General features: G+C 55.6%; 13 protein-coding genes. 8 read left to right on the top strand and 5 right to left on the bottom strand.

The genetic code is table 11. The features are described 5' to 3' along the window. Positions 1–160 precede the first annotated feature (160 nt). The 3 genes from upp to ACI2I2_RS13760 all read left to right on the top strand — a co-directional run bounded on the left by upp (position 161) and on the right by ACI2I2_RS13760 (position 3,124). Entirely contained in the window at positions 161–787 is a 627-nt protein-coding gene (gene upp / locus ACI2I2_RS13770) for a uracil phosphoribosyltransferase (protein ID WP_110508987.1), read from the top strand. An 89-nt stretch (positions 788–876) separates the two neighbouring features. Further along, entirely contained in the window at positions 877–2,166 is a 1,290-nt protein-coding gene (gene uraA, locus ACI2I2_RS13765; protein WP_404658413.1) for a uracil permease, read from the top strand. Between the two features lie 256 nt (positions 2,167–2,422). Further along, entirely contained in the window at positions 2,423–3,124 is a 702-nt protein-coding gene (locus ACI2I2_RS13760; RefSeq protein ID WP_330983075.1) for a DnaA inactivator Hda, read from the top strand. Positions 3,125–3,382: 258 nt separating this feature from the next. On the opposite strand, the gene ACI2I2_RS13755 is transcribed toward ACI2I2_RS13760, so the two are convergent. Genes ACI2I2_RS13755 through celB form a run of 3 tightly spaced genes read right to left on the bottom strand, consistent with a single transcriptional unit; the run spans position 3,383 to position 7,101 of the window. Then, positions 3,383–4,822, bottom strand: coding sequence for a leucyl aminopeptidase family protein (locus ACI2I2_RS13755; RefSeq protein ID WP_404658412.1), 1,440 nt, complete (start codon positions 4,820–4,822; stop codon positions 3,383–3,385). 3 nt (positions 4,823–4,825) lie between these two features. Next, entirely contained in the window at positions 4,826–5,779 is a 954-nt protein-coding gene (locus tag ACI2I2_RS13750) for a N(4)-(beta-N-acetylglucosaminyl)-L-asparaginase (protein WP_404658411.1), read from the bottom strand. Positions 5,780–5,781: 2 nt separating this feature from the next. Further along, the gene (celB, locus tag ACI2I2_RS13745; RefSeq protein ID WP_404658410.1) at positions 5,782–7,101 is read right to left on the bottom strand and encodes a PTS cellobiose transporter subunit IIC; all 1,320 of its coding nucleotides are present in this window, start codon (positions 7,099–7,101) and stop codon (positions 5,782–5,784) included. A gap of 156 nt (positions 7,102–7,257) precedes the next feature. Between celB and ACI2I2_RS13740 the strand changes: the two genes are divergently transcribed. After that, positions 7,258–8,079, top strand: coding sequence for a helix-turn-helix domain-containing protein (locus ACI2I2_RS13740; RefSeq protein ID WP_404658409.1), 822 nt, complete (start codon positions 7,258–7,260; stop codon positions 8,077–8,079). Here ACI2I2_RS13740 and arsC read toward each other — a convergent pair. After that, positions 8,076–8,432: an arsenate reductase (glutaredoxin) gene (gene arsC / locus ACI2I2_RS13735; RefSeq protein WP_404658408.1), complete on the bottom strand. Its 357-nt coding sequence runs from the start codon at positions 8,430–8,432 to the stop codon at positions 8,076–8,078. The two genes, ACI2I2_RS13740 and arsC, sit on opposite strands and share 4 nt — an antisense overlap. 9 nt (positions 8,433–8,441) lie before the next feature. Continuing rightward, on the bottom strand, positions 8,442–9,905 hold the full coding sequence (gene bepA, locus ACI2I2_RS13730; protein ID WP_404658407.1) for a beta-barrel assembly-enhancing protease: 1,464 nt from the start codon (positions 9,903–9,905) through the stop codon (positions 8,442–8,444). Positions 9,906–10,127: 222 nt separating this feature from the next. Between bepA and ACI2I2_RS13725 the strand changes: the two genes are divergently transcribed. The 4 genes from ACI2I2_RS13725 (at position 10,128) to ACI2I2_RS13710 (ending at position 14,853) form a co-directional block, all read left to right on the top strand. After that, entirely contained in the window at positions 10,128–11,192 is a 1,065-nt protein-coding gene (locus ACI2I2_RS13725; protein WP_404658406.1) for an AI-2E family transporter, read from the top strand. Positions 11,193–11,242: 50 nt separating this feature from the next. After that, positions 11,243–12,367, top strand: a complete 1,125-nt coding sequence (locus ACI2I2_RS13720) for a sugar diacid recognition domain-containing protein (RefSeq protein ID WP_404658490.1) — start codon at positions 11,243–11,245, stop codon at positions 12,365–12,367. A 69-nt stretch (positions 12,368–12,436) separates the two neighbouring features. Then, entirely contained in the window at positions 12,437–13,705 is a 1,269-nt protein-coding gene (locus tag ACI2I2_RS13715) for a GntP family permease (RefSeq protein WP_404658405.1), read from the top strand. A gap of 5 nt (positions 13,706–13,710) precedes the next feature. Then, entirely contained in the window at positions 13,711–14,853 is a 1,143-nt protein-coding gene (locus tag ACI2I2_RS13710) for a glycerate kinase (protein WP_404658489.1), read from the top strand. Positions 14,854–15,009: the final 156 nt, after the last annotated feature.

Genomic DNA, 15,009 nt, shown 5'->3' with positions numbered 1-15,009 from the left:
TTTGCTTTTTTACCTCCAGCGGGGTTTATTTTTGTCCTTATTTTATAATAAGTAACATTGTGTTAATCGCCGGGCTTGATCTAACAGGTATGGCGCTTCGAAGAAAAAGCGGTATAATCCCGCGATTTTTTTTGTGGCTGCCCCTCAGAGGAGAAAGAGAATGAAGATTGTGGAAGTGAAACACCCACTCGTCAAACACAAGCTGGGCCTGATGCGCGAGCACGATATCAGTACCAAACGCTTCCGTGAACTCGCCTCAGAAGTCGGCAGCTTACTGACTTATGAAGCCACTTCCGACCTGGAAACGGAAACTGTCACCATCGAAGGCTGGAATGGCCCGGTGCAGGTTGAGCAGATTAAGGGCAAGAAAATCACCGTTGTGCCAATCCTGCGTGCGGGTCTGGGCATGATGGAAGGCGTGCTTGAGCACGTACCGAGCGCGCGTATTTCTGTGGTGGGTATCTACCGTAATGAAGAAACGCTTGAGCCAGTGCCGTATTTCCAGAAACTGGTGTCTAACATCGACGAGCGTATGGCGCTGGTGGTTGACCCAATGCTGGCAACCGGTGGCTCTATGATTGCCACCATCGACCTGCTGAAAAACGCGGGCTGCTCCAGCATTAAGGTGCTGGTTCTGGTTGCTGCTCCGGAAGGTATCGCCGCGCTGGAAAAAGCGCACCCGGATGTCGAACTCTACACCGCATCCATTGATCAGGGCCTCAACGAGCACGGATACATCATTCCGGGCCTCGGCGATGCTGGCGATAAGATTTTTGGTACTAAATAAGTGATTCATTAAAAAGAGCCGACTTTGAGAGTCGGCTTTTTTTTGACTAAAACACAACACCCATAAACCCATAATAAGAGGAAAGACCTATGACGCGCCGTGCTATCGGGGTAAGTGAAAGACCACCGCTTTTGCAGACCATCCCGCTTAGTTTGCAGCATCTGTTCGCCATGTTTGGCGCAACCGTGCTGGTGCCTGTGCTTTTTCATATTAACCCGGCAACGGTCCTGCTGTTTAACGGCATTGGCACGTTGCTGTATCTGTTCATATGCAAAGGCAAAATTCCGGCGTATCTCGGCTCCAGCTTTGCGTTTATCTCCCCGGTGCTGCTGCTTCTGCCGCTGGGCTATGAAGTGGCGCTCGGTGGCTTCATCATGTGCGGCGTCCTGTTCTGCCTGGTGTCGTTTATCGTGAAGAAAGCCGGTACCGGCTGGCTGGATGTGATGTTCCCGCCTGCAGCGATGGGCGCGATTGTCGCGGTTATCGGTCTGGAGCTGGCGGGCGTGGCAGCTAACATGGCGGGTCTGTTGCCTGCTGATGGGCAGAGCGTCGACAGCAAAGTTATTCTCGTGTCGATGGTGACTTTAGGCGTGACCGTTTTCGGTTCCGTGCTGTTCCGCGGCTTTATGGCGATTATCCCGATTCTGATTGGCGTGCTGGTGGGTTACGGCTTGTCGTTTGCCCTCGGCATGGTCGACACCACCGCGATTTCACAGGCGCACTGGTTCGCGCTGCCAACCTTCTACACCCCGCGTTTTGAGTGGTTTGCCATCTTCACTATTCTGCCTGCGGCACTGGTGGTTATCGCAGAACACGTAGGTCACCTCGTCGTGACTGCGAACATCGTCAAAAAAGACTTAATTAAAGACCCTGGTTTGCACCGTTCGATGTTCGCTAATGGTTTGTCGACTGTGATTTCCGGATTCTTTGGTTCCACGCCAAACACCACTTACGGCGAAAACATTGGCGTGATGGCGATTACTCGCGTGTACAGCACCTGGGTTATCGGCGGCGCGGCCATCATTGCGATCCTGCTTTCCTGTGTCGGTAAACTGGCGGCAGCGATTCAAATCATCCCGGTTCCTGTCATGGGCGGTGTTTCCCTGCTGCTGTACGGCGTGATCGGCGCTTCCGGTATTCGCGTACTGATCGAGTCCAAAGTGGACTACAGCAAAGCGCAAAACCTGATCCTGACGTCGGTCATTCTGATCATCGGTGTGAGCGGTGCGAAGGTGCACATCGGAGCGGCTGAACTGAAAGGCATGGCGCTGGCGACGATCGTCGGCATTGCCCTGAGCCTGATCTTCAAACTGATCAGCGTCCTGCGTCCGGAAGAAGTGGTGCTGGATGCCGCAGACAGCGACACACCGTCACATTGATCCTTTAACCGGGCGGACGATCCGCCCGGTAATTATTGGGGACAAAGAAGGAAAAAGCGTGGTTTTTCCTTCTTTGTGGTAAGCGGCCGAAAATCAATAAATTGATTTTCCTGGTTTTTTATATGGCGCTATTTTTTGTATTGAGATAAGGATAGGGCCGCTACCGATCTGCGCCGGGCGATCCGCCCGGTTCTCTCCCTCACGCCTTTTGTGTTACACTCATGGCGATTTTTTGCAGTCCCATGTTGAGGTCACTCTGAACGCTCCGGCTCAGCTCTCTCTGCCACTCTATTTGCCCGATGACGAAACCTTCGCGAGTTTCTGGCCGGGTGATAACGCCTCTTTACTTGCTGCCGTGCAAACCATGCTACGCCAGGATCACAGCGGATACGTTTATGTCTGGTCGCGTGAAGGCGCGGGCCGCAGCCATTTGCTGCACGCAGCCTGTGCAGAACTCTCACAGCGTGGCGATGCGGTCGGGTATGTGCCGTTAGATAAACGCACCTGGTTTGTGCCGGAAGTGCTTGATGGCATGGAACATCTGGCGCTGGTGTGTATCGACAATATCGAATGTGTGGCGGGTGACGAACCGTGGGAAATGGCGATTTTCAATCTCTACAATCGCATTCTGGAATCCGGTAAAACGCGTCTGCTGATAACCGGCGATCGTCCACCACGTCAGTTGAATTTGGGCTTGCCGGATCTGGCTTCGCGCCTTGACTGGGGGCAAATCTACAAGCTGCAACCGCTGTCTGACGAAGACAAACTGCAGGCATTACAGCTGCGGGCCAAAATGCGTGGTTTTGAGATGCCGGAAGACGTCTGCCGCTTCCTGATGAAGCGTCTCGACCGCGAAACGCGAACCCTCTTTATGACGCTGGATCAGTTAGATCGGGCTTCCATTACTGCACAGCGCAAGCTGACCATTCCTTTTGTGAAAGAGATCCTTAAGCTCTAGCGCTGGCCCCTCTCCCTAACCCTCTCCCACAGGGAGAGGGGACTGTTATGTGCGGGCTTTGTTCTTCTCCCTCTCTTGCGGGAAGAGGGGACTGTTATTTGTGGGCTTTGTTCTTCTCCCTCGCTTGTGGGGAGAGAGGACTGTTATGTGCGGTCTTTGTTCTTCTCCCTCTCTTGCGGGGAGAGGGGACTGTTATTTGCGGGCTTTGTTCTTCTCCCTCTCCCCGCGGGAGAGGGCCGGGGAGAGGGGTTATCTCAGTTACTGAAGATCATCCAGCAAATGCTGCATCAGCAAAGGAATCGGTCTCCCTGAAGCCACACTTCTGCCGCCTTCACGCCACAACGCTGTCCCGCTGACATCCAGGTGTGCCCACGGAATGTCTGGCGGACAGAAGTGGTGCAGCAGCCAGGCGGCTGAAGCGCTGATCGCGGCGTTATTGGTCGGCGTATTACAGAGATCCGCGATCGTGCTTTCGGTCTGCTTTTTCAGCCGTTTATCCAGCGGCAGCGACCACACTTCATCTCCACTCTTTTCTCCTGCCTGCGTTAACGCACAGCGTAGCGCTTCATCTTGTGTCATCAGCCCGCTCAGCTCATAGCCCAGTGCTTTTACAACAGCACCCGTGAGCGTCGCCATGTCGATAATGTATTGGGTCTGCGGGTGGCGTTGGCTGGCCCAGGCGATGGCGTCCGCCAGTACCAGTCGGCCTTCTGCATCGGTATTGTTGATTTCTACCGTCAGGCCATTACAGGCGCGGGCCACACTGCCAGGCTGCATCGCGTCCGGGCCGATGGCGTTTTCTGCCAGTGCCAGCACGCCCATGACGCGAACGGGCAGCTTCAGCTCTGCAATGCTCAGCATCAACCCCAGCACATTCGCCGCGCCGCACATGTCGTATTTCATGGTGTACATGCCTGCGCCTTCTTTTAGCCACAGGCCGCCGGTGTCAAAGGTAATGCCTTTGCCAACATAGCTGCGAACGGGGCCAGTTTCCGCGCCATTGTAGTGAATGGCGAGCAGGCGAGGGGGGCGAGAAGCACCTTTGCCGACTGCGTGCAGTAGCCCAAGCCCTTGTTCGACAATGGCCTTTTCGTCCAGGACTTCGCAGCTCAGTGCCGGGTAGTGAGCACACAGGCGCTGTGCTTCTTCCACCACAAACTGTGGCGTGCAGGTTTCTGAAGGAATGTCCGCCAGACGACGAGCGGCAAGCATTCCCTTCGCGATGGCATGCTGCTGACGAAATGCCTCGCTCATCACTGATTGTTGCCCTGGCAGGCAGAACCCGCTGAGCTTTTTAACCCGCAGCTGCTGTGAATCGCGTTTCCGCAGCCCCAGGTCGTCGAGGTTATGATCGAGATTGAAGAACCAGCGCAGGGCAGGATCCCGAATGCTATCCTCCGTCAACGAAGTGCAATCAAGGATCACTTCTTCACTGGCGGGCGATTTAAACAGTGGACGCAGATGCGTCAGCAAGCTGTCAGTCAGTGCATCCTGCCACGCTGAGTCTGGAATCAGTGTGATTCTGGCAAAGGGCGCGCAGGCAAAACGGCTATCCGCAACGTGACCCGCGTTCGCATGCGCAATCATGTCTGCCAGCGCCGGGATATCAAATTCCGTCAACAGCGGGCTGCCCGCGTGGCTAATCAAATGACTACGCGGCGTCACCTCTGCAGAGCGTGTGATTAAACGATATTCCATGGGTTACTCCTCAATCGGGGCGCGAATACGTTCGGCGTAAGCCTGCATCCATTCCTCGTCCACCGGCTGGTAGTGAGTTTTTTCTTTATGGCGTTCAGCGCGGAAAACAGTTAACGGCTGTTTTTCCGTGGCGACCACAAAGGAGAACGTTTTAATGTTGGTCGAGGCACCAAATTCGCCCTGGCGATTCATGCACACCACCGACAAATCGCCCGCACGGCCAAAGCGTGACATCAGCTTATCTTCCAGTTCGAAGACCACGGAATCTGCCGCTTGCTGTGGCGTCATGCCGCCCGCCATGCGGCGTACGATTTCGTAGCTGGTGCAGCCTTTCATCAGGTCTTCACCCACGCCGGTTGCGGTGGCGGCCCCGATTTCGCTGTCGCAATAAAAGCCGGAACCCATAATCGGTGAATCGCCGATGCGCCCGCGTTTCTTCATGAACAGGCCGCTGGTGGAGGTCGCAACGCTCATCGAGCCTTGTTTATCGAGGCCGATAATGCCGACGGTGTCGTGGCCGTCGTACGGGCTGAGCCCTTTGTCGAGTGTTTCCCGGCAGCGTTTGCGATAGTGCTGCATGGCGCGCTCGGTCAACATCTCTTTATGGCTGAACCCTTGCTCCAGCGCCCATTCGCGTGCGCCCTGGCCGACCAGTAAAGAGTTATAGCGCTGACGGCTGAGCGCATGCGCCACACGCACCGGATTAGCGATATCAATAAGGTTGCCCACCGCGCCAAAGGCCAGCGTGTCGCCATCCATAAACGCAGCATCCAGCTCTACTTCGCCGTTTTCAGTGGGCAGGCCGCCAAAGCCGACGGATTTGTAATACGGAAAATCTTCTACGGCAGCAACGGCATCGACCACGGCGGCCGACGCAGCATTCCCTGCGGCAAGCGCAGACGCGGATTCAGTGACCCCTTCCAGCGCCATACGCCAGGTTGCAATAATTCCCCACATCTTTATGACTCCTGTTTTGCCAGTACGCTGGCTTCACTTTCGGTAACGACTTCTGCGGCACGGTACTGCTTATCGACAATGCGCATAAATGGTAGGTACAGCATCGCGCCAATCAGCAGGTTGATGATTTGCATCACACTGCCGGACAGATGGCCGGTGACGATAAACCCGCTCAGCACCGGCGGCAGCGTCCACGGAATAAACACGCCGGTGGTGACCGCGACAGCCCCGATTTTCATCGCCACATACTGCACGGTGACCAGCACCAGCGGCACGAGATTGAAAGGAATAAGCATTATCGGGTTCATGATCACCGGCAGGCCAAACAGCACCGGTTCGTTGATATTGAAGATGGAGGCCCCGGCACCAAGCCGCGCCACTTCACGCATGTTCTTACTGCGGGCGAAAATCAGCATCGCGATAACCAGCGACAGTGTCGCACCCGCGCCGCCCATCCAGATCATGTCGAAGAACTGCTCGGTAATGATGTGCGGAGGCGTTACTCCGGCCTGAATGGCGGCGATGTTGTCGGTCTGGTTTTCCATCCACAGCGGGCGAATGATGCCGTTGATCATCGAGCCGGAGTTAATGCCGACAGACCACAGAATGGTGATGCTGAATACCGTCATCAGCGCGCCAAAATAGGAGGTGCCATAATGACGCACCGGCGTGGCGACCACTTCATAAATGAACTGGTGGATGGTGTTGTAATGGGTGTTTTCAAAGCCGATGCGGATAACCAGCACCAGAATCATCACCACCAGTGCCGGAATCAATGCAGCAAAAGATTCCTGTACCGCAGGCGGCACGCCATCGGGCATTTTGATGACCAGTTTTTTGCGCTTCAGCCAGCAGAACAGCTCAGTCCACAGCAGCGAACCAATCATCGCCACGAACAAGCCTTTACTGCCAATCCACTCGACCGGCATCACGGTGATCCCGCCGTTTTCCGCCACTTTGATAAACGGGGTCAGGATCAGGAAACTCACCAGCGCCAGAATGCCGCAGGAGATGCGGTCTTCTTTGTAGTGTTCCGCCAGGCGATAAGCCACAAGGAAGCTGACAAACAGCGACATGGTCGAGAACACCGCATTGAAAGGGATCTCAACGATGCTGCTCCAGCTGTCACCAAAGGTGTGAGACATGAACTGCTGGTAGCCCTGATTCGGGAACGATGAAATCACCAGCAGGATCGAACCGACAATAATAAACGGCATGAAAGAGACATAGGCACCGCGAATGGCACCCAGGTGACGCTGCTGGGCGGCTTTGGCGGCCAGAGGCATCAATTTCGCTTCTAAAAATCCCAGAACATTGTTCATTGTGAGCTCCGCACGAGACTGGCTGGACGGTTGTGTGTTATGACTGCGGATTATCAGTGAAAGCGCAGAGGTGAAAGGTGAATCCGGTCACATTGCCAGTGCGTGAGTAACATAAGTCTCACATGATTAGTTCTGAATTCACCCTGGGGACAGACGATGGAAATTAAGCTGCATGCTAACGCGACCACCACGCCGCGAGTGCGTCGTTACCTGCAACAGTCCGATAAAAGCGACCGGGAACTGGCGAAAGAGTTGGGCATTTCCGTCACCACAGTCCGGCGCTGGCGCAATCGGCAGCAGATAGATGATCGGCATACCACGCCTCACGTGGTACACAAAGCGATGAGATCAGAACAGGTGATGTTGATTAACGCCCTGCGTGACACCCTGAATGCACCGCTTGATGAATTACTGATCATGGTGAACGAGGGGCTGGGGATTCCTGTCTCTCGTGCCACGCTGAACCGTTATTTGGCTCCGGCGCATCAGCGGCAGAAAGCGGCCGTGCAGGGCAAGAAAGCCCTGAAGGCAGGTGCGCAGCCGAATACCTTAACCGTGCATTACCGACTGCTGTCGATGACGATGGATGACGGCGGCGATCACCATTTGCTTTGGGCGCGTGAGCCGGTCAGCGGCTGGTGTCAGGCGCGGGTGTATTCGGGGATCTCTCTGGCGTTGGTGCAAAACTGGCTGAGTGAAGTACTGGAACGCTGTCCGGCTGCTATTCAATGTATTGAGACTGAAAAGGTAAAATGGCTGCAGGCAGAACGCTCTGGGCTAGTTCGGCGTGACATTCCTGCTGGCGAATTATCCACCATTACATTCAGCGAATCTTTGAATACCTTGATTCCGGCAGCAAGCGAACCGGATGCGTTGGTTCAGCGTTTGTGCGAGTTGTGGAATACGGGAAAGGCGCAAAAGAAACTTGGGGAGCTAACGCCGCAGGCTTTTCTGGAAGCGCTGCGGCATCAGGATTAGAGGATATCCAGCACGGACTCTGGCGGGCGGCCGATGCGTGCCTGGCCGTTTTTAATGACGATTGGGCGTTCAATCAGTTTAGGATTGGCGATCATCGCTTTGATCAGGTCGGCTTCGCTCAGGGCGCTGTCGGCCAGATTCAGCTCTTTGTACACCTCTTCTTTCTGGCGCATCAGTTCACGAGCGCTTTTCATGCCGAGCATCTTCAGCAGATTTTTCACGGTTGCTGCATCCGGCGGCGTGTCCAGATAAAGCACGACTTCCGGCTCAACGCCTTTCTCCTTCAGCAGCGCTAACGTTTCGCGGCTCTTGGAACAGCGTGGGTTGTGATAAATCGTGACGGCATTACTCATCGGGTATCCTTACATCTTGGTATACGGTTTAAAGGTTTCCTGCAACTGGCGGAACTGGTCGATTCGCGCGTCATAGCGGGCCTGTTGCAGGCTGCCGAGTTTCACCTGTGAACTGGCGCTACTGAGCAGAGAAATGGCCTGATCGAGTCGGCCAACCAGCGCCATATTTTCAGCACGGGCGGCTAATTCCTGATCCCGGTTGCCCAGTTGCCCTTCGGCCTGAGCCAGCAAATCCCAGCCGTTGGTGTCATCTTTATAGGTAAACGTATAGCGGTTCAGCAGCGTTGCGGCTTCCGCGGGTTTACCTGACTCAAGCAGGGCGTTAGCCAGGTTGAGCTGCAACACCGGATTGGTTCGTAATTCTGCGGCACCTTTCAGACGGTTAACGGCTTCGTCGTTCTTTTTCTGCCCCAGTGAAATGTCGGTTGCCAGATCGAGATACCAGGCGTTTTGCGGATTGGCGGTGAGCAGCGGCTGAAGCTGTTTAGTGGCTTCGGCAAAATTATCTTTCTGCATCGCCAGCAGCGCGCGACCGTACTGTGCGGCGTGCTGTTCACGGATGTTGCCTTTCGACCAGCTGTCCAGCAGGTCAGTACCAAGCTGATTCTGACCATTGTTGTACATGCCCAGAATACGCGCTTTGGCCATGTAGAAATCTTCAGAGGATTGCACAACCACCGGACGCATCTGGTTTGCACGGTTACGCGCATCGGCCAGACGGCTTTCCGGTAAGGGGTGTGTCAGCAGCATTTCTGGCGGACGCGAAGAGTAGCGCGACTGATCCAACAGCTTATCCATAAACTGCGGCATGGCTTGAGGATCAAAGCCGGAACGCTGCAAAACCTGAATCCCGATGCGGTCAGCTTCTTCTTCGTTCTGACGCGTAAAGCTGATAAGCCCTTGTTGCGTACCTGCCAGCGTACCGGTGAGCGCGGCCATACCGGCTTGTGGGCTCGCCATCGCCAGTAGAATGGAACCGAGGGCACCCACCCACGTCAGCGGCGCATTACGCTTCTGATCTTCCATCGCACGCGCCAGGTGGCGTTGAGTCACGTGGGAGATTTCGTGCGCCATAACCGAAGCCAGCTGGCTTTCGGTGTCGGCATAACGGAACAGCGCAGAGTGCAGCACCACGTTGCCGCCGAAGAAGGCGAAGGCGTTGAGCTCATCGTTGTTGATTAAAAAGAAGTGAAACGGTGTGCGCACGGAGTTGGCGTGCGCGACAAGGCGCATCCCCAGACCGTTAATGTACTGGACCAACAGCGGATCGTTGACCAGTGGCGCACTGCCGCGCAGTTGGCGAACATAGAAATCGCCCATCTGCAGTTCCTGCCCGATAGAGAGCGTGCTTCCGGCAGTGGTGCCCATATCTGGCAGCGAGTCTGCGGTATCCGCAAAAGCGGGCAAAGCCTGGCTCAGCGTCAACGACGCGATAAGTGTCGCAACCAGCGTTTTCTTTAACTGCCTGAACATAGCTCGGTCCTGTGTGTAGGGTATGCGAGTTTGACCGACAACGAGGCATAACGTTCCATGTCGGCGGCTCACGCAGTGTAGCGCCCAGTTGTTCGCTTGAAAACGCCCTTATATCACTTTTAGTGTCTGGTGCGCTGAGGGACAAAAAACGGAGTCTTTTTTGTGACATTTCGATACACTTCCCGAGGGCCTTTTGCCCACTATTCAGGGATACGGTGTTTTATGCTCGAAATGTTAATGCAGTGGTATCGTCGTCGCTTCAGCGACCCGGAGGCGATTGCACTGCTGGTCATTCTGCTTGCCGGGTTCGGCATCCTCTTCTTCTTTAGCGGCCTGCTCGCCCCGTTGCTGGTGGCAATTGTGCTCGCTTATCTGCTTGAGTGGCCAACGGTTCGCCTTGAGCGCATTGGCTGCTCCCGGCGCTGGGCCACGTCGATTGTGCTTGTCGTCTTCGTCGGCATTTTGCTGCTGATGGCGTTTGTGGTAATGCCAGTGGCGTGGCAACAGGGGATCAATCTGATTCGCGACATGCCAGGCATGCTCAATAAACTCTCTGATTTTGCCGCCACATTGCCGCGTCGTTATCCTGCTTTAATGGATGCGGGCATTATTGATGCGATGGCTGAAAACATGCGCAGTCGAATGCTGACCCTGGGCGATTCAGTGGTGAAATATTCTCTCGCCTCGCTGGTCGGGCTGCTGACTCTCGCGGTCTATCTGGTCTTAGTCCCGCTGATGGTGTTCTTCCTGGTGAAAGACAAAGAGCAGATGCTGAACGCTGTGCGCCGCGTGTTGCCGCGTAACCGGGGTCTGGCAGGCCAGGTCTGGAAAGAAATGAACCAGCAAATCACTAACTACATCCGCGGTAAAGTGCTGGAGATGATTGTGGTGGGGGTCGCCACCTGGATTGGCTTCCTGCTGTTCGGTCTGAACTATTCCCTGTTGCTCGCCGTGCTGGTGGGGCTGTCGGTGCTGATCCCTTATATCGGTGCCTTCGTGGTGACCATTCCAATGGTCTTTGTGGCGTTGTTCCAGTTTGGCCTCGGCACTGAGTTCTGGAGCCTGTTTGCGGTGTACCTGATTATTCAGGGGCTGGATGGCAACCTGCTGGTGCCGGTGCTGTTCTCGGAAGCGGTGAACCTGCATCCGTTGGTGATTATCCTGTCGGTGGTTATCTTCGGCGGCCTGTGGGGATTCTGGGGCGTGTTCTTTGCCATTCCGCTGGCAACGCTCATTAAGGCTGTGGTTCACGCCTGGCCGGACAGCCCGGCGGTAGAGGAAGCGTGAAAAAGCAGTACCTGAAGGAAGCCACCGCCCGGCAGATTGTCCAGCGGGCGATGAAAATCATCCCGTGGTCGGTCAACGTGATGAACGAAGAGGGAATTATCATCGCCTCTGGCGAACCTTCTCGTCTGCAGCAGCGCCATGAAGGGGCGATTCTGGCGCTGAAAGATAACCGTGTGGTCGAAATTGATACCGCTACGGCAAACCGGCTGAAGGGCGTAAAACCGGGCATCAACCTGCCCATTTCCTTTCACGGGCAACTGCTTGGCGTGCTGGGCATTACCGGCGAGCCGGAAGAGGTTCGGGCTTATGCCGAGCTGGTGAAAATGGCCTCAGAGCTGGTCATCGAGCACATGGCGCTGATTGAGCAAAAGCAGTGGGATAAACGCTACCGCGAAGATCTCATCAACCAGCTCATCATGCGGGAACCGCCCGCAGATGCGCTGCACGATATGGTTTCTTATCTGGGCGTTGACCCCGAATTACCGCGCGTCGTGGCGATTATCGAGCTACGTCAGCCCGACCGCGAAGCGCTGCGCAACCTGCTGGATTATTTCGAAAACAGCGCGCGCGACCATCTGGTGACCTTCAGCGATTTCAACGAACTTATCATCATCAAGCCGATTGCCCTGAAAGGGGAAAACTGGGATTTGCAGCAGGAAATGCGCGAGCTGCAGACGTTTAAATCCTGGGCAAGTACTTCAGGATTCAGCCGCATCGTGGTCGGTGGCCATTTCCCTGGCGCGAGAGGCTGGCACCGTTCCTGGCAAACGGCGAAGGCGACGCAGGCGATGGTGAAAAGGCAGAAGTTCAAAAATCAGTATGTCTTCTATCATGACTACGCTTTACCTGCGTTGCTGGGGGAAATTTCCGAGAGCTGGCAGGCGCAGGAGTTGTCGCGGTTGTGGGCGAAGCTGTTGGAAAATGACAGCAAAGGCGTGTTGCAAACCACCTTGCGTGCATGGTTTGAGCAGAACTGTGAGCTTACTCAAACCGCGAAGCACCTGCATATCCACGTCAATACTCTTCGCTATCGTCTTCAGCGCTGCGAAGAGATCCTGCAAATTAAAATCAATGACTTAAAGAGTATTCTTTGGTTGTTCATTGGCATGCAGCTGCAAACCGAAATTGTAGGTTCCCACAATTTAACCCCCACTCAATTAGCAAAACTTCGTTAAAAGCACTAACTCCATTCTGCACGCCTTTCCTCATACTGCGCCGGTACCTTACAAAGGAGGCGCTAAAAAATGACGTCCATCTCTACTCTGGGAGCTATCGCCGCATTGGTGGTGGCCATCTTACTGATTTTAAGAAAGGTTTCTCCTGCCTACGGCATGATGGCAGGGGCATTAATTGGCGGGCTGGTTGGCGGCGCGGATGTGGTTGAAACCGTGAAGCTGATGGTGACGGGCGCACAAGGGATAACCAATGCCGTACTGCGTATTCTGGCTGCGGGTGTGCTGGCAGGCGTGCTGATTGAGTCCGGGGCCGCGAATACGATCGCGGGAACGGTGGTTAAAAAAGTCGGTGAAACTCGCGCTTTGTTGGCGCTGGCGATTGCCACACTTTGCCTGACTGCGGTGGGGGTGTTTGTCGACGTAGCGGTGATCACCGTGGCACCGATTGCGCTTTCGATTGCTCACCGTGCCGGGTTGTCGAAAACGGCGATCTTGCTGGCGATGATTGGTGGCGGTAAGGCGGGGAACGTGATGTCGCCTAATCCGAATGCGATTGCGGCGGCTGATGCTTTCCACGTGCCGCTGACCTCAATCATGATGGCGGGCGTGATCCCGGGGCTGTTTGGCCTGGCGATGGCTTATTTCCTTGCGAAAAAACTGAGCCGCAAAGGCACCATGGTGACGCAGGAAGAAGTTGTGGTTCAGGGCGCGCATGCCGATCAACCGGGTTTTCTGGTGTCGGTCAGCGCCCCGCTGGTCGCCATTGTGCTGCTTTCTCTGCGTCCGATTGCCGGTATCAACATTGACCCTCTGATTGCTCTCCCTGTCGGCGGCCTGATCGGTCTGATGCTGATGGGCCGCGCACGCCACGCTAACCAGTACATGGTGGCTGGCCTGACGCGTATGGCACCTGTTGCCATCATGCTTTTGGGGACAGGAACGCTGGCTGGCATTATTGCCAACTCCGAACTGAAAGATGTGCTGATCCACGGCCTGACGGCTTCCGGCTTGCCTGCCTGGGTGCTGGCACCGGTTTCGGGTGCCATCATGTCGATGGCGACCGCCTCAACAACTGCGGGCACCGCAGTGGCATCCAGCGTCTTCGCGCCAACCCTGGTTGAACTCGGCGTTTCAGCGTTAGCGGGCGCAGCGATGATCCACGCGGGCGCAACCGTGCTCGATCACTTACCACACGGCAGCTTCTTCCACGCCACAGGCGGCAGCGTCAACATGCAGATCCGTGAGCGTCTGAAGCTGATGCCTTATGAGACGCTGGTCGGTTTGACCATTGCCGTCATGTCTACACTGATGTTTGGCGTGTTCGGATTCGCAGGATAACGATGATGAAAATTGTAATTGCACCTGATTCTTTCAAAGAAAGCCTCTCGGCCCTGAATGTTGCTCGCGCCATTGAAGCTGGGTTTCGACAGATTTATCCGGATGCGGACTATGTCACCGTGCCGATGGCCGATGGCGGCGAAGGTACCGTGGAATCAATGGTCGAAGCGACCGAAGGCCGTTATCAGTTTACCGAGGTGACAGGGCCGCTGGGCGAGAAAGTAAGTGCTCGCTGGGGCCTGATGGGTGATGGACAAACGGCAATCATTGAGATGGCTGCCGCGTCCGGGTTGCATTATGTCGCCCCTGAACTGCGTAACCCGCTGAATACGACCAGTTTCGGCACCGGAGAATTGATTGTCGCGGCGCTGGAATCTGGCGTCGAGCGCATCATTTTGGGGATCGGCGGCAGCGCAACCAATGACGGTGGCGCAGGCATGATGCAGGCGCTGGGTGCGGCGTTGGTTGATGCTGAAGGTCACGCGCTTGCTCACAGTGGTGGCGCATTAGAAAAGCTTGCTCATATTGAGTTAAGCGGCCTGCATCCACGGCTGGCGGAGGTTTCGCTCACGGTGGCTTGTGATGTGAACAATCCACTGTGCGGCCCAAATGGCGCGTCAGCCGTTTTCGGCCCGCAGAAAGGGGCGACACCAGAGATGGTCAGGCAACTCGACGCTATCCTCAACAACTGGGGCCAGCTGATGGCGAAAACCACCGGGCGAGACGTGCGAGAAGTGGCGGGCGCAGGCGCAGCCGGAGGAATGGGCGCGGCACTGGTTGGGTTGCTCAATGCGCAGCTCAAACCCGGCGTGGAGATCGTGGTGGAAGCGCTGAAGCTGGATGAGCACGTTAAAGATGCCACGCTGGTGGTAACCGGAGAAGGGCGGCTCGACAGCCAGAGTATCTGCGGTAAAACGCCGATTGGCGTGGCAACCGTAGCGAAGCGTCACAACAAGCCTGTGATTGCGCTGGCGGGTGGATTAAAAGACGATCATCAGGTGGTGTACGAACACGGGCTTGATGCTGCGTTCGCGATTCTACCGGGGATTGTGACCCTGCCGCAGGCGCTGGAAGGTGCGCATGAAAATCTGAAGCTCACCGCTCGCAATGTGGCTGCGGTGTGGAAGATGGCGCAACTGGCGAAGTAGGTTTTATTGCCGGGTGGCGCTTCGCTAACCCGGCCTACCCCAGAATGCAGGAATCGCGCGTTTTGTAGATACTGTTATGCCACGCAAGCATTTTCTGTGTGCAACGTGGCATCGAACGGGCGTCCTGATTTCAGGACGCCGTACGCCACTTGTGCC

This window comes from Scandinavium sp. NPDC088450, assembly GCF_044900545.1.
In the GTDB taxonomy this organism is placed as follows: Bacteria; Pseudomonadota; Gammaproteobacteria; order Enterobacterales; family Enterobacteriaceae; genus Scandinavium.
This window is presented reverse-complemented; position numbering and strand designations above follow the sequence as displayed.